The organism is Streptomyces sp. NL15-2K (genome assembly GCF_030551255.1).
In the GTDB taxonomy this organism is placed as follows: domain Bacteria; phylum Actinomycetota; class Actinomycetes; order Streptomycetales; family Streptomycetaceae; genus Streptomyces.
In genome coordinates, this window is record NZ_CP130630.1 from 3640051 (window position 1) to 3663608 (window position 23558).

Annotated in this window: 11 protein-coding genes; 4 read left to right on the forward strand and 7 right to left on the reverse strand. The window is 71.7% G+C overall.

The genetic code is table 11. The features are described 5' to 3' along the window. Positions 1-2: 2 nt before the first annotated feature. From rph to Q4V64_RS16080, 3 genes are all read right to left on the reverse strand, one after another. The gene (gene rph, locus Q4V64_RS16070; protein WP_124442449.1) at positions 3-2606 is read right to left on the reverse strand and encodes a rifamycin-inactivating phosphotransferase; all 2604 of its coding nucleotides are present in this window, start codon (positions 2604-2606) and stop codon (positions 3-5) included. Between the two features lie 360 nt (positions 2607-2966). Further along, positions 2967-5714, reverse strand: coding sequence for a pyruvate, phosphate dikinase (ppdK, locus tag Q4V64_RS16075; RefSeq protein WP_124442448.1), 2748 nt, complete (start codon positions 5712-5714; stop codon positions 2967-2969). 428 nt (positions 5715-6142) lie between these two features. Further along, complete coding sequence (locus tag Q4V64_RS16080) at positions 6143-7357, reverse strand: ROK family protein (RefSeq protein WP_124442447.1); 1215 nt, start codon at positions 7355-7357, stop codon at positions 6143-6145. Between the two features lie 179 nt (positions 7358-7536). Between Q4V64_RS16080 and Q4V64_RS16085 the strand changes: the two genes are divergently transcribed. From Q4V64_RS16085 to Q4V64_RS55005, 3 genes are all read left to right on the forward strand, one after another. Next, a complete protein-coding gene (locus tag Q4V64_RS16085) occupies positions 7537-9042 on the forward strand; it encodes a hypothetical protein (RefSeq protein ID WP_253267189.1) in 1506 nt (501 codons plus the stop codon). Further along, positions 9039-10976: a glycogen debranching N-terminal domain-containing protein gene (locus Q4V64_RS16090; RefSeq protein ID WP_124442446.1), complete on the forward strand. Its 1938-nt coding sequence runs from the start codon at positions 9039-9041 to the stop codon at positions 10974-10976. Before Q4V64_RS16085 ends, Q4V64_RS16090 begins: the two co-directional genes overlap by 4 nt. A 1376-nt stretch (positions 10977-12352) precedes the next feature. Beyond that, entirely contained in the window at positions 12353-14020 is a 1668-nt protein-coding gene (locus Q4V64_RS55005; RefSeq protein WP_124442459.1) for a CDP-alcohol phosphatidyltransferase, read from the forward strand. Positions 14021-14056: 36 nt separating this feature from the next. Here the strand turns inward: Q4V64_RS55005 and dusB are convergent, their stop codons facing one another. Next, complete coding sequence (gene dusB / locus Q4V64_RS16100; protein ID WP_172629380.1) at positions 14057-15187, reverse strand: tRNA dihydrouridine synthase DusB; 1131 nt, start codon at positions 15185-15187, stop codon at positions 14057-14059. Positions 15188-15264: 77 nt separating this feature from the next. On the opposite strand from dusB, the gene Q4V64_RS16105 reads away from it, so the two are divergent. Further along, on the forward strand, positions 15265-16710 hold the full coding sequence (locus Q4V64_RS16105; protein WP_124442444.1) for an MFS transporter: 1446 nt from the start codon (positions 15265-15267) through the stop codon (positions 16708-16710). A 422-nt stretch (positions 16711-17132) separates the two neighbouring features. Here Q4V64_RS16105 and Q4V64_RS16110 read toward each other — a convergent pair whose 3' ends face one another. The 3 genes from Q4V64_RS16110 to Q4V64_RS16120 all read right to left on the reverse strand — a co-directional run bounded on the left by Q4V64_RS16110 (position 17133) and on the right by Q4V64_RS16120 (position 23556). Continuing rightward, the gene (locus Q4V64_RS16110) at positions 17133-18068 is read right to left on the reverse strand and encodes an RNA polymerase sigma-70 factor (RefSeq protein WP_124442441.1); all 936 of its coding nucleotides are present in this window, start codon (positions 18066-18068) and stop codon (positions 17133-17135) included. Beyond that, complete coding sequence (locus Q4V64_RS16115) at positions 18065-18988, reverse strand: NAD(P)-dependent oxidoreductase (RefSeq protein ID WP_253267187.1); 924 nt, start codon at positions 18986-18988, stop codon at positions 18065-18067. Before Q4V64_RS16115 ends, Q4V64_RS16110 begins: the two co-directional genes overlap by 4 nt. 101 nt (positions 18989-19089) lie before the next feature. Continuing rightward, on the reverse strand, positions 19090-23556 hold the full coding sequence (locus tag Q4V64_RS16120) for a cation-translocating P-type ATPase (protein ID WP_172629379.1): 4467 nt from the start codon (positions 23554-23556) through the stop codon (positions 19090-19092). Positions 23557-23558: the final 2 nt, after the last annotated feature.

A 23558-nucleotide genomic window follows, 5' to 3' on the forward strand; every position in this document is an offset into this window, starting at 1 on the left:
GGTCAAGGCAGGATCTCGACGTACCCGTCGGTTCCGTGCACGCGGATCCGCTGCCCGTCCCGGACCAGCCGGGTGGCCTGCTCCACGCCCACGACGGCCGGCAAGCCGTACTCCCGGGCGATCACCGCGCCATGGGTCATCAGGCCACCCACCTCCGTCACCAGGCCCGCGATTCCGACGAACAGCGGCGACCAGCTGGGGTCCGTGAAGGTCGTGACCAGGATGTCGCCCGTTTCGAGATCGGCCTCCGCCATGTCAAGGATGACGCGGGCCCTTCCCTCGATGGTCCCGGCGGAGACCGGTAGGCCGATCAGGGCGCCGGCCGGCACGTCGTCGCGTCGGTACGCCCCGGTGACGGCCTCTCCATCCGATGTGAGCACCCGGGGCGGTGTGAGCGCGTGGTACGACCGGAACGCGTCCTTGCGCTGCTGGATGAGCCGGTCATCCACCTGGTTGGAGCGCACGACGTCGTGGAGTTCCTGGAACGTGAGGTAGAAGATGTCCTCCTCCTCAGGAAGCACGCCTGCCTGCACGAGGCGCTCGGCCTCCTCCAGCAGGGCCTGCTTGTAGACGAAGTAGCGGCCGGCGATGCCGTACTTCGGGTACTCCCGGTACCCGATGAAGGTTCTGACCCGGTCGATCATCCGCTTGGCCTCGTCGGCTTTCCGGTCCCCGTCCGGCAGGGCCCGTAAGCGTGACAGCACGTCCCGTTCCTTCTCCAGCGCCTTCCGCCGGCCCTCCTCGAAGCGCCGCTCGGCGGCGCCCGGCTCGAAGTTCCTGACGTTGTCGAGGATCACGGGCACGAGCATGGTGGGGCGCTCGCGCCACCGTGGCCTCGTGATGTCGATCTCGCCGACGCAGCGCATGCCGTACCGGTCGAGGTAAGTCTCGATGGCATCGCGCGCTTCGGTCCCGCCCGCGAGCTTCGCCAGCTCGTCCAGGAAGCCCTCGTCCTCGGCACCCACGCCCTGTAGGAGCGCCACCACCTCGGGATGGGGACGGATCACGTCCGCGACATCGAGCAGCGCCAGTCCCATCTCGGAGGTGACGTTGTCGGGGGCGGACAGCGTGAGCGTGTCAGCCGCGTTCTTCTCGCCCAGCCACTCCCGCAGCTTGTCGTTGAGCCACCACGTGGCCTCCATCCCCGCCATGATCGCCTGAAGGCTCAGCGGATCACCGAGGACTCGCTTGTGCTCCTCGAAGGCCTCCAGCAGGAAGTCGAACAGCGCCGGTCCGGTCTTCGTCCCGATGTCGCGCTCCAGGGCGGCGATGGACGCCTGGCTGCGCTCGATCAGCCCGGTGACGATGGCCGGATCGGTCTCGATCGGAGCGGACGCACTCCTGGCCGACGGCCCGCCGGGACCCGCGTCCGGGAGCGACAGGACGAAATCGTCGCGGTCGAGGACTGTCTCCAGAGCGTCCCTGACCAGCGGATCGCCTCTGCCCACGAGGTCCAGGAAGCCGGCGCGGCTCGCGGGCGAGGCCAGGCGCCGGGTGACGTCGACGAACAGCCTCCCGCCGGCCTCGTGCATCGGCGCCATGGCCGTCAGCTGCCATACGGAGATCCCCAAGGGCTTCATGGGGTCGGTCATCATCTGCTGATGACCGACGGAGACGTAGACGTGGTTCTCCTGGTCGCCGGTCTCGGGGATGGGGAACAGCGTCGTGATCGGCCGGCTCTGGACGATCTGGAAGCCATCGTCGACCAGGCACCATTCGATGTCCTGCGGGCGGCCGAAGTGCGCTTCGATCCGCCGCCCGAGCCGCACGAGCCGCACGACCTGCGCATCCGTCAGCGCCGGCTGCTCCTGCCGCTGCGAGTCGATCGCCACTTCCCCCGTACCGCCGGCCGGCAGGGCGTGAACGGCACGCTGTTCGGCGGCGATCGCCTTGGCGACGACTTCACCGTGTCGCACCTTGAAGACGTCCGGGTTCACCAGGCCGGAGACCAGGGCTTCGCCGAGGCCGAAGCCGGCGTCCACGGTGGCGACCTTCCGGTTGCCCGTGACGGGGTCGGCCGTGAACAGGATGCCGGCCGCGTGCGGGACGACCATCTGCTGCACGACCACGGCCATGCGGACCGTACGGTGGTCGATGCCGTTCCGCTGGCGGTAGGTCACGGCCCGCTCGGTGAACAGCGAGGCCCAGCACCGGCTGACGTGCTGGAGGATCGCCGTCGGCCCCACGACGTTCAAATACGTGTCCTGCTGGCCGGCGAAGGAGGCCGTCGGCAGGTCCTCTGCCGTCGCGCTGGATCGGACGGCGTAGGCGGCTTGCTCGCCGAGCCGGGCGAGAGCGCGGGTGATCGCCGCCGCGAGATCGGCCGGGATGGCGATGCCTTCGATGGTCCGGCGAATCTGCGCGCTGAGCGTGCGGATCGCCTCCCGGTCGTCCGGGTTCGAGCGCGACAGCTGATCGAGCCGATCGTCGAGTGACGGCGATTCCGCCATGATCCGCCGGAAGGCGTCCGTCGTCACGCAAAAGCCACCCGGCACGCGGATGCCCTCGATCCGCGACAGCCCGCCCAGGTGCGCGCCCTTGCCGCCGACGACCGCGACCTGCGTCTCGTCAACGTCTTGAAGATCCAACACGTACCGCTCGATCATCGCGACACCTCCGAGGCAGCCGTGCTCCGTTGCACCGCGGTGGCCGGTCGAATCACCGGCGCGTCCGGCTCTGTCGGACGTCGACAACACAGACGCACGTCGTGCCCCCGTTTCCGCAAGTTGTGGCATCGGCCGACGATTCTGCGCCGTGCCCCGGGTCTTGCGGCAAGCCCCCCGGCTCGCTATACGTTGAGAGTGGCAGGGAGAGCGCTCTCCCTGCCTTTGCTTTTTGCCGTCACAAGAGGGCGGCACCCCCGCACAAGGGTGCCGCCCTCTCTTCGTGCTCCGGAGATCGCCGCCCCGTCGGTGAGGGTCGAGGACAAAGGCGGCGTCTCCGGCGTTCAGTACAGCTCGCGGGACCTACCGGTGGTCACTCCCCGTCGACTGCGAAGCCGCCCGCCCCGCCTCCAGTCGCGCCACCGGAATCCGGAACGGCGAGCAGGAGACGTAGTCCAGTCCCACCTCGTGGAAGAAGTGGACCGACTCCGGGTCGCCGCCGTGTTCGCCGCAGACGCCGAGTTTCAGGTCGGGGCGGGTGGCGCGGCCGGCTTCGGCGGCGAGTTTCACCAGGGAGCCGACGCCGTCCTTGTCGATCGTCTCGAACGGGGAGACGCCGAAGATGCCCTTCTCCAGGTAGGCCGTGAAGAACGAGGCCTCCACGTCGTCGCGGCTGAAGCCCCACACCGTCTGCGTCAGGTCGTTCGTGCCGAAGCTGAAGAACTCGGCCGCCTCCGCGATCTGGCCGGCCGTCAGCGCGGCCCGCGGCAGCTCGATCATCGTGCCGATCGCCAGCTTCAGCTCCGTGCCCGTCGCCGCCTCGACCTCCGCGACGACCTGGTCGGCCTCCTCGCGGACGATCTCCAGCTCCTGGACCGTGCCGACGAGCGGGATCATGATCTCGGCGCGCGGGTCGCCCTTGGCGTTCTTGCGCTCGGCCGCGGCCTCGGCGATCGCCCGTACCTGCATGGTGAACAGGCCGGGGATGACCAGGCCCAGCCTCACACCCCTGAGCCCGAGCATCGGGTTCTGCTCGTGCAGGCGGTGCACCGCCTGGAGGAGGCGGAGTTCGTTCTCGTGGGGTTCCTGGCGGGACTCCGCCAGGGCGACCCGGACCGAGAGCTCCGTGATGTCGGGCAGGAACTCGTGCAGCGGCGGGTCGAGGAGACGGACCGTCACCGGCAGGCCGTCCATCGCCGAGAACAGCTCCACGAAGTCCTGCTTCTGGAGCGGGAGCAGCTGCTTCAGCGACTCCTCGCGCTCGCTCTCCGTGTCGGCCAGGATGAGGCGCTCGACCAGCTCACGACGGTCACCGAGGAACATGTGCTCCGTGCGGCACAGGCCGATGCCCTGCGCGCCGAAACGACGGGCGCGCATCGCGTCCTCGGCGTTGTCCGCGTTGGCGCGCACCCGCAGGCGACGCTTGCGGTCGGCGAACGCCATGATCCGGTGTACGGCCTCGACCAGTTCGTCGGCGTCCTGGGCGCCCGCGTGCATCCGGCCCTCGAAGTACTCCACGACCGGGGAAGGGACCACCGGGACCTCGCCCAGGTAGACCTTGCCGCTCGACCCGTCGATGGAGATGAGGTCGCCTTCCTCGACGACGTGACCACCCGGCACCGTCATCCGGCGGCGCTTGGTGTCGACCTCCAGCTCCTCCGCGCCGCACACACAGGTCTTGCCCATGCCGCGCGCCACCACGGCGGCGTGCGAGGTCTTGCCGCCGCGCGAGGTCAGGATGCCCTCCGCCGCGATCATGCCGTCCAGGTCGTCCGGGTTCGTCTCGCGGCGGACCAGGATCACCTTCTCGCCCGACCGCGACCACTTCACCGCCGTGTACGAGTCGAAGACCGCCTTGCCGACGGCGGCACCCGGCGACGCCGCGATGCCCCGGCCGACCGTCTCGACCTTCGTGTCCTCGTCGAAGCGTGGGAACATCAGCTGGGCCAACTGGGCGCCCGACACCCGCTGGAGTGCCTCGGCCTCGTCGATGAGCCCCTGGTCGACCAGCTGCGTCGCGATGCGGAAGGCCGCCCCGGCCGTCCGCTTGCCGACGCGTGTCTGGAGCATCCACAGCTGCCCGCGCTCGATCGTGAACTCGATGTCGCAGAGGTCCTTGTAGTGGTTCTCCAGGGTCTCCATGATCTGCATCAGCTGGTCGTACGACTTCTTGTCGATCGTCTCCAGCTCGGCGAGCGGGACGGTGTTGCGGATGCCCGCGACCACGTCCTCGCCCTGGGCGTTCTGCAGGTAGTCGCCGTACACGCCCTGGTGGCCGGAGGCGGGGTCGCGGGTGAACGCGACGCCCGTGCCCGAGTCGGGGCCCAGGTTGCCGAAGACCATCGAGCAGACGTTGACCGCCGTGCCGAGGTCGTGCGGGATGCGCTCCTGGCGGCGGTACAGCTTGGCGCGGTCGGTGTTCCAGGAGTCGAAGACCGCGTGGATGGCGAGGTCCATCTGCTCGCGCGGGTCCTGCGGGAAGTCCCGGCCGGCCTCGGTCTTGACGATCTTCTTGAAGCGGGTGACCAGCTTCTTCAGGTCGGCGGCCTCCAGCTCGGTGTCGACCGCGACCTTCTTGGCCTCCTTGGCCTTCTCCAGCGCGTCCTCGAAGAGGTCGCCGTCGACGCCGAGGACCGTCTTGCCGAACATCTGGATGAGGCGGCGGTAGGAGTCCCAGGCGAAGCGGTCGTCGCCGGCCTGCTTGGCCAGGCCCTGGACCGACTTGTCCGACAGGCCGATGTTCAGGACCGTGTCCATCATGCCCGGCATGGAGAACTTCGCGCCGGAGCGGACGGAGACCAGCAGCGGATCGTCGGGCTGGCCGAGCTTCTTGCCCATGCGCTGCTCCAGCGCGTCGAGGTGCGCACTCACCTCGTCACGCAGTGCCGCGGGCTCGTCGCCGCTGTCGAGGTAGACCTTGCAGGCCTCGGTGGTGATCGTGAAGCCCGGAGGCACCGGGAGGCCCAGGTTGGTCATCTCGGCGAGGTTCGCGCCCTTGCCACCGAGGAGGTCCTTGAGGTCCTTGTTGCCCTCGGTGAAGTCGTAAACGAACTTCACGCCCTCAACGCTTGCCGCCTGCTCAGCTACGTGGGGATCTTTGTTTTCCGACACGGGTCTCGACTCCTCGAGGACGCGGTGGCTGCCCTGACGGCCAGGAACATACCCAGATCGAAGGCGCCTGGGTACGTCCACTTGCGCGTCATACGCCTGTAACCACTCGTCCGCCAGTGGATCGAAAGTCAAGGCTCGGCAAGCAATCAACCGCTCATGTTTTCATCTCTTGAACGAATCAACCCCCGTAGACACTCCATTTCGCTCACATGAGCGGCTCCGGGTACGTTTGATTTCGCTCGATGAACGATCAAAGCGTGGCACTCAGTGCCACCCTTTGGAGAAGTGCAGTCGCTCAAGATCCGCTCATCTGAGCGCTACCCTTATCAAGGGTGGCGAGAATCACGCTGCCACAGGCGACGGGATTTCACCATGCGGACGGCCGGTCGGAACGGAAACACCGGCGACACAGGACGACGCCGAAGGCCTCACACCCCGAGCGCCCGCAACCGCTCCTCCACCCGCTCCGGCGCATACAGGTACTCCACGACCAACGCCCCGGCCCCCACCAGCCCGGCCCGCTCCCCGAGCCGCGAGGTGACGACGTCCAGGTGAGCGGTGGAACGCGGCAGCGCCCGCTGGTACAGCAGCTCCCGTACGCCCGTGAGGAAGGGAGTTCCGGCCAGATCCCCCGCGATCATCAGCACGCCGGGGTTCAGCAGGGTGACGACCGTCGCCAGCACGTCCCCGACCAGCCGCCCGGCATCCCGCGCCAGCGCCGCCGCCCCCGGATGCCCGGACGCGAGCAGGTCCCGCACATCCGATCCCGACGCCGCCCGCACCCCGGTCTCCGCCAGCTTCCGGGCCACGGCACCCCCGCTCGCGACGGCGGCCAGGCAGCCGTACGAACCGCATCGGCACAGCGCCTCGGCGCCCTCCGGGACCCGGATGTGGCCGAGGTCGCCGGCGCCGCCGTCGATGCCCCGGTAGATCGAGCCGTCGACCACGACTCCCGCGCCGATGCCCGTCGACACCTTGACCAGCACGAACGCCGAGCAGTCGGCATACGCCGTGCGCTGTTCGCCGTACGCCATGAGGTTGGCGTCGTTGTCGACGAGGACCGGCACCGTGCCCGCGCCCGTGTGCTCGCTGAAGGCCCTGGCCAGGCGGCCCCGTATGTCGTAGCCGTCCCAGCCCGGCATGATCGGCGGCTGGACGACCCGGCCGGTGCCGTTGTCGACGGGGCCGGGCACCGCGAGTCCGATGCCGCAGACCTCGTCCGCGCGGTGGCCCGCCTTCTCCAGGAGTTCGGCGAACCAGTGGCCGAGTTCGCCGAGTACGGCGTCGGGGCCGTCCTCGATCAGCAGCGTGCCGCCGTGCTCGGCCAGGATCTCGCCGGCCAGCGACAGGACGGCCGCGCGCGCGTGCCGGGTGTCGAGGTCGGCGGCGAGGACGACGGCGTGGGCGTCGTCGAACTCGAGGGTGATGGACGGGCGGCCGCCGAGGGGGGAGTCGACCGGGCCGCCGGCGCCCTCGCGCAGCCAGCCCGCGCGGAAGAGGCGGTCGAGGCGCTGCCCGACGGTGGCGCGGGACAGTCCGGTGACCTGTTGCAGGGCACCACGGGTCGTGGCGCGGCCACTGCGCACCAGTTCCAGCAGATCTCCGGCCCGAGCCGGACCCCGAGCCTGGTCTCGTCCCGTCATGCACACCCCCTTGTGCTTCTCAAGCTTGCATTACATATTGAGTTTTGCGTGTTAAATAGACGTAACTCTAGAGTAGTCACTGCCGAACTGGTCGGCCGGACGTCTTCGGGGAGCACTGAGTGGATCGCGCAACGCAGGTCACCGCTCGCAACAACGGGCACTTGGATCCCGTAAGCACCATTTCCTCACCACCCTTTTCCGGCCATGGTGAGGTCACGCGCTCCGAGGGTGTTGTATACGATCCAGCCGCGCGGACACATTCGCTGCACGTGAGGGCGGCGCAGGTGCTGGAGGGCAACTGGAGGGGCGCCTCCACGGTCCCCTCGCGTGGCCTGTATCCGCACCAGTGGTCCTGGGACTCCGCGTTCATCGCGATCGGCCTGCGCCACCTGTCGCCGTTACGGGCACAGACGGAGCTGGAGACGCTCCTGGACGCCCAGTGGGGCGACGGGCGGATCCCGCACATCGTCTTCAACCCCTCCGTCCCCCTCGACGCGTACTTCCCGAGCCCCGACTTCTGGCGCTCCTCGACCGCGGGGCGCGCTGCGGGCGCCCCGCGCACCGGGGAGACCTCCGGGATCGTGCAGCCACCGGTGCACGCGCTGGCGGCCTGGCTGGTGCACCGCGCCGATCCGGGGCTGTCGCGGGCGCGCGGCTTCCTCGCCCGGGTGTATCCGCGGCTGGCCGCCTGGCACCGGTATCTGCTGCACCGGCGCGACCTGGGCGGGGGCGGTCTGGCGTCCGTCGTACACCCCTGGGAACAGGGTATGGACAACAGCCCCTGCTGGGACGCCCCGCTGAGCCGGATCACGCCCGCTCCGGCCCGCTCCTTCCGGCGCGCCGACCTCGACCACGGGGCGGCGGAGGACCGGCCGACGGATCTGGACTACGGGCGGTACGTGCGGCTGGCGACGGACTACCGGGACGGCGGATACGCCGATGGCGCTTCCGAGTTCGCCGTGGAGGACCCCGCCTTCAACGCCCTGCTCATCGCGTCCGAACACGCGCTCGCCCGCATCGCGCAGGAGCTGGGCGCGACCGGCACGGCCCGACAGGCGCGCGCGGAGCGGCTGACGGCGGCGCTGATCGAGCGGCTGTGGGATCCGGCGGAGGGGATGTTCTTCTGCCGCGACGTGCGGGGCGGGGCGGTGGCCGGGGAGCGAGGCGAGGGGCCGCGTGAGGGGCCGCGTGGGGAGCTGATTCCCGAGCGCAGCGTCTCGGGTCTGGTGCCTCTCCTTCTGCCCGGCCTCCCGCGTGACGTCGTCGCCGCGCTCGTCCGTACGACGTGCGGCCCGCACTTCGGGCTGGGGACCACCACCCGTCTCGTCCCGTCGTACGACCTCCTCGGCGAGGCCTTCGACCCGCACCGCTACTGGCGGGGACCGGCCTGGTTCAACACGAGCTGGCTGCTGGAACGCGGGCTCAGGGTGCAGGGCGAGCGGGATCGCGCCGACGCGCTGCGGGCGGCGGTTCTCACCACCGCCGACTCGTCCGGATTCGCGGAGTACGTCGACCCGTACACCGGCGAGGCCTGCGGGGCGGCCGACTTCAGCTGGACCGCCGCGCTCGCGCTCGACCTGCTGCACAGCGAAACATCAGGCACGGAAGTCACGGAAATCACGGAAGCCACAGCAGTCAAGGAAGTCACGAACGTCTCGGCGATCAAGGGAGGGGACCGGGGATGACGGACCGGCATCATCTGCTCGTGTACGGCGGGACGTTCGCCGCCGTGGGCGACGGCGGGGACATCAGCGGCGTACGGGGCGGCAGTTCCCCGGACGGGTTGTTCGTACGTGACGCCCGGCACCTGAGCCGGTGGCAGCTCACCGTCGACGGTGCCGTACCGGAGGCGCTGTCGCCGGTCGCCGACGGGGACACCGCGCGCTGCGTGCTCGTGCCGCGCGGCGGACGCAGCGAGCCGCCCGCGTACACGCTCTTCCGTGAACAGGCCGTCGGCGACGGCTCGTTCGTCGAGTCGCTGCGCGTGACCAGCAACCGTCCGGTGCCGACGACGGTCCACCTCGCGGTCACCGCCGACGCCGACTTCACCGACCAGTTCGAGCTGCGCACCGACCACCGCACTTACGCGAAGATAGGAGCCACCCGCTCCCGCCAAATCCTCGACGACGGTGTGGAGTTCACGTACCAGCGCGGCGAATGGCGCTCTCGTACGACGGTGACGGCCGACCCCGCTCCGGACGGCGTCGAGGAGACCGGTACCGGTGCGCGCCGGCTCATCTGGACGCTGGATCTGGAGCCGCACGGCACGGCGGAGCTGACCTTGCGGGTCATGGCGCGTCCGCACGGCGACAAGCGGGCGCTGCGGGTGCCCCGCTCCCCCGCCGCCGTCAACGAACAACTCCTCTCCTTCGAAGGCGAGTACGTGGAGGGCGTGGCCTTCCCGACCGGCTGGCCGGAGCTGGCCGCGGCCTGCGCGCGCGGCCTCGCCGACCTCGCCTCGCTCCAGGTGCCGGCGACCGGGCCGGACGGCGAGGAGCTGCGGGTTCCGGCCGCCGGGGCCCCGTGGTTCCTGACCCTGCTGGGCCGGGACGCCCTGCTCACCTCGCTGTTCGCGCTCCCCTACCGGCCGCGGCTGGCCGCCGCCACGCTCCCCGCGCTCGCCGCCACGCAGGCGACGGAGACCGGCGTCGACTCGGTGGCCCAGCCCGGCAAGATCGTGCACGAGGTACGGCACGGCGAGCTGGCGCACTTCGGGCAGGTGCCGTACGGGCGGTATTACGGCTCGGTGGACGCGACGCCGCTGTTTCTGGTGTTGCTGGGCGCGTACGTCGAGCACACCGGCGACGCGGAGCTGGCCCGGCGCCTCGAACCCCATGCCCGCGCGGCGATCGGCTGGATGCTGGACCACGGCGGGCTGACCTCGCGCGGCTACCTGGTCTATCGCGCCGACGAGGGCGGCCTGGCCAACCAGAACTGGAAGGACTCCCCCGGCGCCATCTGCTCGGCCGACGGCACGCGCCCGACCGGGCCGGTGATGGCGGCGGGAGCGCAGGGGTACGCGTACGACGCGCTGCGCCGCACGGCGTGGGTGGCGCGCACGGCGTGGGGCGACCAGGTGTACGCGGACCTGCTGGAACAGGCGGCCGGCGATCTGCGCGACCGCTTCCAGCGGGACTTCTGGATGCCGGAGCGGTCCTTCCCCGCGCTCGCGCTGGACGGGGAGGGCAACCAGGTGGACGCGCTGGCCTCCGACGCCGGGCATCTGCTGTGGTCCGGGCTGCTGGACAAGGAGTACGGCGAGCTGGTCGGCCGGCGGTTGCTGGAACCGGACTTCTTCTCCGGGTGGGGCGTCCGCACGCTGGCGGCCGGACAACCGGCGTACCACCCCATGTCCTACCACCGCGGTTCGGTCTGGCCGCACGACAACGCACTGATCACCCTCGGTCTGGCCCGTTACGGCCTGCACGACGAGGCCCGTTCGGTCGCGCACGCACTGGTCGACGCGGCGACGGCGACCGGCCATCGGCTGCCGGAGGTCCTCGCGGGGTACGGCCGGGACAGCCACGCGGAGCCGGTGCCGTATCCACACGCGTGCGTACGGGAGTCCCGCTCGGCGTCGGCGCCGTTGGCGCTGCTGACGGCGGTCGGGGGCGCGTAGCGGGGCGGTCGGCGAGGCGTTTGCCGGGTGTTTGCCGAGGAGTGGGCAAAAGTGCTGAACACCGGACGGAGGCGAACCGTACGGGACTGTGGCGGATCCGATCCCCTCACATCGGATCCGCCGCTCCACCGGGCTTCGTACGGAAGGACCTTCGGGTGCCTGTCTTCACGCGCTTCCATCGGCCGACGGAAACGACCGACGACACTACGTCTGTCACAACGCCGACCGAGGAGCCAACAGAGGTGCCGAGCGAAGCCGTAGCGGAAAAGCAGTCGGAGCCGGGGGCGCCCGCCGGGGAAGCCGAGCAAGGGGCGGCTGCCCGGGAGACCGAGCCGGGGGCGGCTGCCCGGGAGACCGAGCCGGGGGCGACTGCCCGGGAGACCGAGCCGGGGGCGACTGCCCGGGAGACCGAGCCGGGCGGGCCTGCTGGGGAAGCCGAGCCCGAGGCTCCCGCCGGGCCGGCCGAGCCGGAGACCCACGCCGAGGAGCAGGCCGGGTCACAGGTACCGACCGAGGGCACAGCAGGGGCGGATGCCCCCACCGAGGTTCCGGCCGAGCCGGAGACCATCGCCCAGGTGCTGGCCGATCCGGATGTCCCCGCCGAGGACCGGGCCGGGCCGAAGGCACCGGCCGCTGACACGGCCAACCCTCAGCCACCGGCCGAGGGACAGGCTCCGCCAGAGACACCGGCCAGTGACACGGCCGAGCCGGAGGCACCCGCCGAGGACCCGGCCGGGCCGAAGGCACCGGCCGCTGACACGGCCGCCTCGGAACCACCGGCCGGAAACCTGACCAAGCCCCACCCCTCTGCTGACGAAACAGCCCAGCCGGAGGCCCCCGCCGAGGCCAAGGCTGAGCCACAGGCAACAGCCGAGGACCAGGATCGGCCAGCGGCACCGCCCGGTGACCCGGCCAAGCCGAACGCCCCCACCGAGACCGAGACCAGGCCGGAGACTCCGGCCCTGGACACGGCCAGGACTCAGCCACCGGCCGAGGGACAGGCTCCGCCAGAGACACCGGCCAGTGACACGGCCGAGCCGGTGGCACCCGCCGAGGACCCGGCCGAGCCGGTGGCATCCCCCGAGGACCCGGCCGAGCCGGTGGCATCCCCCGAGGTCCCGGCCGAGCCGGTGGCATCCCCCGAGGTCCCGGCCGAGCCGGAGGCATCCCCCGAGGTCCCGGCCGAGCCGGTGGCATCCGCCGAGGTCCCGGCGGAGCCGGATGCCCCCGCCGAGGACCAGATCCTCCCGGAGCCGCCCGCCCGGGCAGAGGCAGCGGCCCAACCGCCCGCCGCCGCTCAACCTGCCGCAGCGCCCCAACCAGCCGCCGTCCCCGCCGATGAGACCGCCCCCTCCCACCCCACCCCCAGATCCCGTCTGGCCCACTGGCGTGCCTGGCGGACCCGGTATCCCGTTGCCGCCCGCACCCTCTACTGGACCACCACCGCCCTCGCCGTCCTCCTCGTCTTCGGGGCGTTGCTGCTGCCCAACACCCTTGCCTCGTTGCAGAGCAACCGGTTCACGCGGTTGCCGGCGGAGGCGATCGTGGGGGCTGCCGTGTTGCTCGCGTTGCCGCGGCGGGTGCGGATGGGTGTGGCGGCGTTGTTCGGGGTAGTGCTCGGGGCGTTGACCGTGGTGAATCTGCTCGACATGGGGTTCACCGAGTATCTCGGCCGGGGCTTCAATCTCGTCCTCGACTGGGGGCTGTTGGACGACGCCCAGGCCTATGTCGAGGATTCCATGGGGCGTGCGATGGCCGTCGGCGCCACCATCGGCGCGGGCCTCCTCATCGTCATGCTGTTCGTCGTCATGGCCCTCGCGACCGTCCGGCTCAGCAATCTGCTCGTCCGCAACACCCAGGCCTCCACCCGCGCCACGCTCATCGCCGGCACCGTGTGGATCACCTGCTCCACCCTCGGCCTCCAGTTCAACGGCATGCCGATCGCCTCCAACCGCGCCGCCGGCGCCCTGGAGACCCAGGCCAGGCGGGTGAAGGACACTCTCCGGGACGAGGCCGCCTTCGCGAAGGAGGCCAAGGCCGACACCTTCGGCAACACCCCCGCCGACCAGCTCGTCCCCGACCTGCGCGGCAAGGACGTACTCTTCACCTTCATCGAGAGCTACGGCCGCAGCGCCGTCGAGGACCCGGACATCGCCCCCGGCGTCAACCAGACCCTCGACGTGAGCAACGAGGCCCTGAAGAAGGCCGGTTACCACGCCAAGAGCGGCTGGCTGACGTCGGCGACGTTCGGCGGCAGCAGCTGGCTCGGCCACTCCACCACCATGTCCGGCCTGTGGATCGACAACCAGCAGCGCTACCGCACGGTGACGGCCGGCGACCACCTCACCCTCACCAAGGCCTTCCAGAAGACGGGCGCCTGGGACACGGTCGGCGTCATGCCGGGTGTGCAGAAGGGCTGGCCGGAGCAGAAGTGGTACGGCCTCGACAAGCTCTACGACGCCTTCGACCTCGGTTACAAGGGGCCGAAGTTCAGCTGGTCGACCATGCCGGACCAGTACGCGCTGGAGGCCTTCCAGCGCCAGGTGCACGGCAAGAAGCGCGACAAGCCGCTGATGGCGGAGGTCATCCTCACGTCCAGTCACCAGCCCTGGGCGCCGATCCCGAAGATGGTCGGCTGGGACCAGCTCGGTGACGGCAAGATCTTCGGGCCCATCGCGAAGGCCGGCCGCAACTCCTCGGAGGTCCTCACCGACTCCGACCTCTCCCAGCAGGAGTACGGCAAGTCCATCAGTTACTCCATCACCAGCCTCACCCAGTGGATGGAGCGCTACGGCACCGACGACACCGTCCTCGTCTTCCTCGGCGACCACCAGCCCATCGCCCGGGTCAGCGGCAACAACGCCAGCCGTGACGTGCCCGTCTCGATCGTCGCCAAGGACCCGAAGGTCCTCGACAAGGTCGCGAACTGGAACTGGACGGACGGGATCAAGCCCGCCACCGACGCCCCGGTGTGGAAGATGAGTTCGTTCCGCGACCGGTTCCTGACGGCGTACGGCTCGACGCCCCATCCGTCCAAGGACTGAGCCCTTTTCCTCCAAGGACTGAGCCCTTGTCCGGAGTCAGCCCCCGGACGTGTCCAGCTCCGCGTCCTCGCTCACGCCCACGCAGTCGTACGGGTCCTTCAGCCAGCCGTCCGGCAGCACCACCCGGTTGTTGCCGGACGTACGGCCGCGGGGCCCGTCGGCGCCGGCGGGCCAGGGCTGGTCGAGGTCCAGCTCGTCCAGCCCGGCGCGGAGTTCCTCAAGGGACGAGGTGATGGCGAGCCGCTTGCGCATCTCCGAGCCGACCGCGAAGCCCTTCAGGTACCAGGCCACGTGCTTGCGGAAGTCGATGACCCCGCGCGTCTCGTCACCGATCCACTCGCCGAGCAGGGTGGCGTGGCGGACCATGACGTCGGCGACCTCCCGCAACACCGGCTCACGGAAGTCCTGTCGGCCCTCGAACGCCGCCACCAGGTCCGCGAACAGCCAAGGCCGCCCCAGGCATCCGCGCCCGACGACCACCCCGTCGCACCCGGTCTCCCGCACCATCCTCAGCGCGTCCTGCGCCGACCAGATGTCTCCGTTGCCGAGCACCGGGATCTCCGGGACGTGCTCCTTCAGCCGGGCGATGGCGTCCCAGTCGGCCGTGCCACCGTAGTGCTGGGCGGCGGTACGGCCGTGCAGCGCGATGGCGCTCACGCCCTCCTCGACGGCGATCCGCCCGGCGTCCAGGTAGGTGATGTGGTCGTCGTCGATGCCCTTGCGCATCTTCATGGTCACCGGGAGGTCCCCGGCCCCGCTGACCGCCTCCCGCAGGATCGCCCGCAGCAGGTTCCGCTTGTACGGCAGCGCGGAACCGCCGCCCTTGCGCGTCACCTTCGGGACCGGGCAGCCGAAGTTCAGGTCGATGTGATCGGCCAGGTCCTCCTCCGCGATCATGCGGACGGCCTTGCCGACGGTCGCCGGGTCGACGCCGTACAGCTGGATCGAGCGCGGCTTCTCGGTCGCGTCGAAGTGGATCAGCTGCATGGTCTTCTCGTTGCGCTCGACCAGCGCCCGGGTGGTGATCATCTCGCTCACGAACAGGCCCTTGCCACCACTGAACTCCCTGCACAGGGTGCGGAAAGGCGCGTTGGTGATCCCGGCCATGGGGGCCAGGACGACGGGCGGCTGGACGGGGTGCGGACCGATCTGCAGGGGCGTGGACATCTCTCCATTGTGCCGCGCCATGAGCTGGGAAATTCGTTAGTTAGACGCACTATCATTTTCGGCGTACGATGAGGGTCATGCCCGAGCTCAGTTCCCGCCGCCGCATGCTGGTGCTCGCGATCTGCTGCATGAGCCTGTTGATCGTGAGCCTCGACAACACCGTGCTCAACGTGGCCCTGCCGTCCATGCAGCGCGAACTGCACGCGAGTACGTCCGGTCTGCAGTGGACGATCGACGGGTACACGCTGGTCCTGGCCTCCCTGCTGATGCTCGCGGGATCCACGGCCGACCGGATCGGCCGCAAGCGCGTCTTCATGGCCGGCCTGGTCGTCTTCACGGTCGGCTCCGCGCTGTGCTCCGTCGCCCCGAACCTGGGTGCGCTGGTCGCCTTCCGGATGGTGCAGGCGGTGGGCGGCTCGATGCTCAACCCGGTCGCCATGTCGATCATCACCAACACCTTCACCGACCCGCGCGAGCGGGCGCGGGCGATCGGGACGTGGGGCGCGGTGGTCGGCATCTCGATGGCGGCCGGGCCGCTGGTCGGCGGGCTGCTCGTGGAGTCGGTCGGCTGGCGGTTGATCTTCTGGATCAATCTGCCGGTGGGGCTGGCCGCGCTCGTGCTCACCCTGCGGTACGTTCCCGAGTCCCGTGCGCCCAAGGCGCGGCGCCCCGACCCGGTCGGACAGGTCCTGGTGATCGCGCTGTTCGGCTCGCTCACGTACGCGATCATCGAGGCGCCGAACTCGGGCGTCGTCACCGTGCTGCCGTTCGCGGTGATCGCGGTGGCCGCACTGGTCGGGCTGCTCCGGTACGAGCCTCGACGCACTGACCCCCTCATCGACCTGCGGTTCTTCCGCTCGGCGCCGTTCAGTGGGGCCACGGTGATCGCGATGAGCGCGTTCGCGGCGCTGGGTGGCTTCCTGTTCCTGTCGACGCTGTATCTGCAGAACGTGCGGGGGTTGGACGCCCTGCACGCGGGGCTGTGGATGCTGCCGATGGCCGTCCCGACCTTCCTGTGCGCGCCGTTGTCCGGCCGTCTGGTCGGCACCCTCGGGCCGCGCGTGCCGCTGCTGGTCGCGGGGGTCGCGATGACCGCGAGCGCCCTGCTCTTCGCCGGCTTCGAGGCCGAGACGTCCGACGTCACGCTGTTCATCGGATACGCCCTGTTCGGCATCGGCTTCGGATTCGTCAACGCGCCGATCACCAACACGGCGGTCTCCGGGATGCCGCGCAGCCAGGCCGGGGTGGCCGCGGCCGTCGCCTCCACCAGCCGGCAGCTGGGGCAGACGCTCGGCGTCGCGGTGATCGGGGCGGTGCTGGCGGCGGGCGTGGGGGCGTCGTCGTACCGGGATGCCTTCGTCTCCGCCGCCGCGCCGGGGTGGTGGATCCTCGTCGGCTGCGGTGTCGCGGTGCTCGTCCTGGGCGCCCTGACCAGCGGGCGCTGGGCTCGGCGGACGGCGGCGCGGACGGCCGAGCGACTGGAGTCCCCTGAGGTGCGGGACGCTGCGGGCGTCCGCGTCTAGTGCCCCGGCAGGCAACGTTCGCCCGTCAAGGAGCGGCGTCCGGTGCGTGCTCTCGGCGTGCCGGCCGGAAGCCCTCGTACTGGACGTACTTGGGCTTTCGGCCGGTGCGGCGAGAGCACGTGCCGGGCGTCGCGACGGGGCGGACGTTGCCTGTCGGGGCACTAGTGCCGCGGCAGGCAACGTTTGCCCGTCAAGGAGCGGCGTCCGGTGCGTGCTCTCGGCGTGCCGGGCGCAGGCCCTCGTACTGGATGTACTTGGGTCTGTGCCCGGTGCGGCGAGTGGGGGCACCTCCCACGCCTTTAGGGCAGTGGGGGAGCGTGCCGGGCGTCGCGACGGGGCAAACGTTGCCTGCCGCGGCACTAGGTGCGCACCCTGGAGCGCCGTAAGTGCCTCGGGCCTGTGGCGAGCGGTCCGGAGCGCGGTCAGCGGCGACGGTCGGTCCGTGGGCGGAGAGCCTGCTTGAACTCGCGGCTGAGCGCCCAGGCGTCCGCCACCGGACCCACGTGGGCGAGCTTGTCGGGGTTGCTCACCGAGCGGATCATCTGGATCCGTCCGTCGAGTACGTCGAGCGTGAAGGTGTTGAGCACCCTGTGGTCCCGGTCACGGAGGACCGCGCCCGGCTGGCCGTTCACCTCGCGTTGCTCGAACTCCACTCCGATCCGGACGACCGAGGGGAAGACCGAGGCGAGCAGCCGGGCCACCTTGTCGGCGCCGATGATGTCCCTGGCCAGCTGCGGGACCTTGCCGCCGCCGTCCCCGACCAGCTGGACATCGGCGGCGAGCAACTCCCGCAGGCCCTCGACGTCGCCTTCCCGGAGCGCCTCGAAGAAGCGCGCCGCCAGTTCCTCCCGCTCCCGGCGGTCCGCCTCGAACCGAGGGCGCCCGGCGTCCATGTGGCGCCGCGCCCGCACCGCGAGCTGGCGGCACGCCGCCTCCGACCTGCCCACCGCCGACGCGACCTCGGGGAAGCCGAACCCGAACACCTCCCGCAGCACGAAGACCGCCCGCTCCAGCGGGCTGAGGCGCTCGAGCAGCAACAGGGCCGCCATCGACAACGAGTCGGCCAGCTCCGCCGAGCGCTCCGGGTCCTCGTAGGGGTCGGTGAGCAGCGGCTCGGGGAGCCACTGCCCGACGTACTCCTCCCGCCGGACGCGGGCCGACCGCAGGACGTCGATCGAGACCCGGGTGACCACGGCCGAGAGGAAGGCCTTGGTCGACGTGGGTCGTGTCGGGGAGGCCGCGTAGCGCAGCCAGGTCTCCTGGACCGCGTCCTCCGCCTCGCTCACGCTGCCGAGGATCCGGTAGGCGATGGAGAACAGCAGCGGTCGTAGCTCCTCGAAGTCCTCGGTGCGGGTCACGCGAGCTCCTCCTTGAAGCCCTGGCGCCACGAGGGATGACGCAGCTCCCAGCCGAGCTCCCGCTTGGTCTTGGCGTTGGAGAAGCCACGGCCCTCGGTCATCAGGGTCACCGCGAACTCCCCGGCCAGCAGCCTGGCCAGCCATCTGGGAACCCGCATCGGCCGCTTCGCCCCCGCGCACGCGGCCAGATAGGGCAGCCACTCGCGGACCTGGGCGGGCTCGTCGTCGACGATGTTGAACACACCCCTCGCCTGCTGCTCCACGACCAGTACGGTCGCGCTCGCCGCGTCATCGAGGTGCACCCACGAGTTCCAGCCGGTGCCCTCCCCGACGAGCGGGAACTTCCGCTTGCGCACGAACTCGACCACGTCGTCACTGGCGCCCGGCCCGTAGAACCCGCCGTATCGCAGGACCGTGCCACCGGCCTTGGGCACCACGTCCTGGATGTGCAGGACCCCTGCCGAGAGCCTGCGCGCCATCGTCCCCCTGCCCGGGTCGATCGGGTCCTCCTCGGTCAGCAGCCCCGCGCCGGGCCCGTAGCTCTGCGCGAAGCTCTGCACGACGACGTGGGGCACGCCGGTCGCCTGGGCGGCGGCCAGCAGGTGGTCCGTGCCCTCGATGCGCAGCCGGTTGGTGGTGGCGAAGAACCGGTCGGGGTGCCGCATGTCGGGCTTGCCGGAGATCGCGGTCATCTCATGCACGATCGCGTCCGGCCGGGCCGCGGCCACCGCCTCACCGACCGACACCGCGTCCAGCCCGTCCATCACGACAGCCTCCGCGCCCAGCTGTTTCAGCGAGCCCGCCTTGGCCGCGCTCCTCGTCGTAGCCGTCACCTGATGGCCCCGGGCCACGAGCTGCGGCACCAGCCGCCTCCCGATGGCCCCGGTCCCGCCTGCCACGAACACCCGCACAACCCTCACCTCACTGATTCCGGAACTGCCTCTCATCACAGAGACGAGACAGACCCGGACTTCTGTGACATGGGGACGGGGAAGAGAGGGGAAGAGAACAGTCGGGAGAATCAAGCGGCCAACGCCGGCCACCGCTTGAGCACGGCCTCCTCCACGTACGGCAGCGCCCGCTGTCCCGCCAGCGCCAGCGCGATCGCCGCCGCCACCCCCGCCCAGGCGACCGGGCCCAGGGGCGTGCAGCCGACCATCTGGCTCGCGCCCGGTGTCTCCACCAGGGCGACCAGCACGGCCGCCGAGCCCAGGGACGTGAGGCGGACCAGCGGGCTGTCGCGGCGGTCGGCCAGGGTCTGGGCCAGTTGGGTGCCCACCACGGCGCACAGGGCCATGGTCGTCGAGCGGCGGGCCGTACCGGGGGTGAAGCGGCCGAACAGCCAGGCGGCGGTCGCGCCGAGGCACGTGGTCAGGGCGCGGTGCCGGATCTGGCGGATCAGGGGCGCGCCCAGGACGGACGTACCCAGAGGCTCGTCAAGGCCTGTGTCGGCAGGCCCTGTCTCGGCAGGCCCTGTGTCGGCTGTCTCCTCCTGCTGCTCCGGCGTCACCGCCACCGCCATCGCCGGGAACAGGTCCGTGAACAGGTTCACCAGCAGCATCTGGCGGGTGGACAGCGGCGCGGAGCCCGACAGCAGGGTGCCGACGATGCCGAAGCTCACCTCGCCGGCGTTGCCGCCGATCAGGATGGCGATGGCGTCGGCGACGCTGTGCCACAGGGCGCGGCCCTCGTGGACCGCCTCGATGAGCACCGACAGGTCGTCGCGGGTGACGACGAGGTCGGCGGCGTTGCGCGCGGCGGCCGAGCCGCGGGCGCTGATGCCGACGCCGATGTCGGCGGCGCGGATGGCGGCGGCGTCGTTGGCGCCGTCGCCGACCATGCCGACCACCCGGCCGGCGTCCCTGAGGGACTCCACGACCTGGAGCTTCTGCTCGGGCGCGACCCGGGCCACGACGTCGGCGTCCCGCAGCATCCGGGCGCGGGCCGACCGGTCGGCGGCGGCGAGTTCGTCGCCGGTGACCACGCCGGCGTCCTGAGGCCAGCCCAGGTCGGCGGCGATGGCACGGGCGGTCTGCGGGTGGTCGCCGGTCAGCACGACCGGCCGTACGCCCGCCTCGCGCAGCCCGCGCACCAGCGCGGGGGACGTCTCGCGGGCCACGTCGGCCAGGGCCAGCAGTCCGGTGAACTCCAGATCGCGCAGCGGCTCTTCGAGTACGTCCGTCGCCTCGTCGTCCTCCTTCAGCGGGCGTCGGGCGACGGCCAGGACGCGGAGTCCGTCCCGGGCCAGCGACTGGGCGGCGTCGGAGATGTGGTCCGGGAGGTCGGCGCAGGCCGGCAGGACGGTCTCCGGGGCGCCCTTGACGACCAGGACCGGTGTGCCGTCCCCGGCCCGCCCGACGGCGGCGGCGTAGCCGCGGGCGGCCTCGAAGGGCAGGCCCTCGGTCTGGGTCCACTCCGGGTCGGGTCCGGCGGCGTCCAGGACGGCCTCGTCGGTGGCGTGGGCCGGGCGAGTGGAGTCGCCGTCGCCGTTCAGGCTGGGGCAGGCGCGGGCGGCGACCCGCAGCGGGCCGTCCGCGTCGGGCGCGTCGAGGGTGTGAACGGTGCCGTCGGCGTCGGCCACGCGCACCAGCCGCAGCCGGTTCTCGGTGAGGGTGCCGGTCTTGTCGAAGCAGATGGTGTCCATGCGGCCCAGCGCCTCCAGCGTGCGCGGGGTGCGCACGAGCAGGCCGCGGCTGCTGAGCCGGCGGGCGGCGGCCAGCTGCGCCACCGTGGCCACCAGCGGCAGCCCTTCGGGTACGGCGGCCACCGCGACCGCCACTCCACCGCTCACCGCCTGCCGGATGGGCGTGCCGCGCAGCAGCGACAGGCCGGTCACCGCGGCGCCGCCCGCCATGGTCAACGGCAGTGCCTTGCGGGTGAGTTCCTGGAGCCGGGCCTGCACTCCGGCGGCCGACGGGACCCGGGCGGCGAGGGAGACGGCCCGGGCGGCCTCGGTGCGGTCGCCGGTGTCGACGACGACGGCCTGGGCGCGTCCGGCCACCACGGTCGTGCCCTCGAAGACCATGCAGTGCCGCTCGGCGACGGGGGCATGCGGAGTGGCGTCCATGGCCTTGTCCACGGGCAGGGACTCGCCGGTCAGCGCGGACTCGTCCACCTCCAGACCGTCCTCCCACAGCAGGCGGGCGTCGGCGGGCACGACGTCGTCGGCCTTGAGGTCGATGACGTCGCCGGGGCTGAGCTTGGCGGCGTCGACGACATGGGCTTCCTCGGGGGAGTCGGCGACCCTCGCCTTCTGCTTCTGCTGGGCGAGCAGTCCGCTCAGCGCGCGCTCGGCGCGCATCCGCTGGATGCCGCCGACCAGGGCGTTGAGGTCGAGGGCGCCGAGGACCAGCAGGGCGTCCACGACGGAGCCGAGGATCGCCGACGCGGCCGAACCGACCGCCAGGACCGGGGTGAGCGGATCGTGCAGCTCGCCGCGTACGGCCCGGCCGAGTTGCAGGGACGATCGCACGGGGGCCAGCACGGGGAGTCGTACGACGGCGTCGGCGACCGCGCGCACCCGGGCGGTCGCCTGCTCGACGGCGGTCGTCTCCGGGGGTGCCTGGTGCTCCAGCCGTTCGCGGACGTCGTCCGGGTCCAGCTCGTGCCAGGCCACCCGGGGCCGGGGGTGCGGGGCGCGGGCCGCCGCCACGCCGAGGGCGGCGCGCGCCCCGCTGAACAGGGCGAGCGCCGCGCTCGCGTCGACGGGCGCGTGCCGCAGACCGGGCAGGGGCGTGGGGCGGCCCCGGCGGGACTCGCCGACGGCCACGAGCAGCCCGGACAGCGCGGCGCCGGACCGGGCCAGGGTCTGGGAGCGGTGGCCGACGGCACGGGCCGCCGGTACGGCGGTCAGCAGCCGCCATACGTCGGGCAGGCCGTGCGGCGCGAGGAGGTCGGCGCCCCACACCACCTGGCCGCCGCCGTCGGTGAGGGCGACGGCCACGTCACCGCGCAGGAGCCCGGAGGTCACCTCGGCGTCGTCGTACGGACGGGGACGGGCGACGGTGACGATGCCGCCGTCTTCGTCCCGCAGTTCGTCCACCACTCGGCTCAACGGCCGGTCGGCGGGGACGACTTGGTCGGCGAGGCCGGTGAAGTCGGCGAGTGCGGGATCGTCCACGACGACGACCCGCAGTCCGGCGCGCCGGGCCGCGTCGAGGACGGCCTCGACCCAGGGGTCGGCGCCCGCGCCGGGTGTCCTGAGCGCGCTGGGGTGGAGGACGACCGTGCCGGCCATCTCCAGCTGCCGCAGCCGGTCCGGGTCGCGCACCAGGACACCCGTCCGGGACAGGGCGCCGCTCAGTACGGCGTGGAAGGCGGCGGGACCGTAGCGCGCGGCCTTGGGCGAGCCGGCCAGGACCGCCTCCGCCGCTTCTCGGACGTCGTGCTTGACGAGCAGGGTCGCGGCGGCGCCCGCCACACTGCCGGCCGAGGCGTGCGCGGCGTACTCCTGGGCCGGGGATGTCCTCAGCGGCGGGCGTACGGCGGGATCCGCGGGCACGCTGTCCCGGCCGGGCGCGCACAGCTGGTCGTGCACGGTCTCGAAGGTGGCCGTACGGACCATCGCCTCGGCGAGCTGGCAGGTGCGCAGGGCGCCATCGAGGAGGAGTGAGGTGGGGGTGTGTCCGGCGCCGTGGGCTGCGGCGTTGGCGAGGGCGAGGGCCATGTCCATGCGGGAGTTGCCGAGCCGGCCGCGCAGCCAGGCACGGAAGCGGGGGTTCTCGCGCAGCAGGGTCACGCCGGCGGTCACCAGGCGGGGTGAGGGCGGCAGGCGCAGCATGGACCCGGTCAGGGCCGCCACGACGCCCGCAGCATCGGCGGCGAGCGTGGCGGCGGCGGCCCGCACGGAGGCCGGATCGCCGGGGTGGGCGAGCTCCTCCACGCCGTCCTCGTCCGGCACCAGCCCGTGCCGCTCGGCGAGCGCGGCGGCCCGCTCGATCACCCGGTCGCTGACGGCTTCCTCGGTGGCCGCCACGACCAGCCGGGCCAGCCCTCGGTCCCAGTACGCGAACGCCACGTCGGGGTGCTCGGCGAGGGCCTCGGCGACGCGCCGGGCGAGGTGTTCGGTACGGCGGGACGGGGGGACCGCCTGCTCAAGGGCGGTGGATAGGGCGGTGGATTCGGAGGGTGGGGCCTGAGTGTCGGAGGGTGGGGCCTGCGCGTCGGTCGGCTCCATCGGCTCGGTCGGCTCCATCGGCTCGGTCGGCTCGCGGAGCGGGAGTGGTTCCCCCGCCGCGGCCTCCCGCAGGGCCAGGTGAGCTCTGGTGCCGGAGCGCCAGTCGTGAGGGCTGCCCGGGAGGGCCGTACGGGCCACTCGGGCCAGGCCCAGCGCGAAGTCCGCGGTCCGGACACCGGCCCTGGCCGTGCCCGCCGCCGCTCCGGCGGCCGCGCCCACCGCGGGTGCCGTGCCGCGTGCGAGCAGGCGCGGGCCGGTCAGGAGTACCCCGGCGGCCGCCGACGACGAAAGGGTGAGAAGTCCACGGCTCATTG

Bases quoted from the DNA above. Each gene is read 5' to 3' on its own strand.
- dusB (WP_172629380.1), bottom strand. From the start codon at position 15,187: ATGTCCACGCCCCTGCAGATCGGTCCGCACCCCGTCCAGCCGCCCGTC.
- rph (WP_124442449.1), bottom strand. From the start codon at position 2,606: ATGATCGAGCGGTACGTGTTGGATCTTCAAGACGTTGACGAGACGCAG.
- Q4V64_RS16105 (WP_124442444.1), top strand. From the start codon at position 15,265: ATGCCCGAGCTCAGTTCCCGCCGCCGCATGCTGGTGCTCGCGATCTGC.
- Q4V64_RS16120 (WP_172629379.1), bottom strand. From the start codon at position 23,556: ATGAGCCGTGGACTTCTCACCCTTTCGTCGTCGGCGGCCGCCGGGGTA.
- Q4V64_RS16080 (WP_124442447.1), bottom strand. From the start codon at position 7,357: ATGACGGGACGAGACCAGGCTCGGGGTCCGGCTCGGGCCGGAGATCTG.
- Q4V64_RS16090 (WP_124442446.1), top strand. From the start codon at position 9,039: ATGACGGACCGGCATCATCTGCTCGTGTACGGCGGGACGTTCGCCGCC.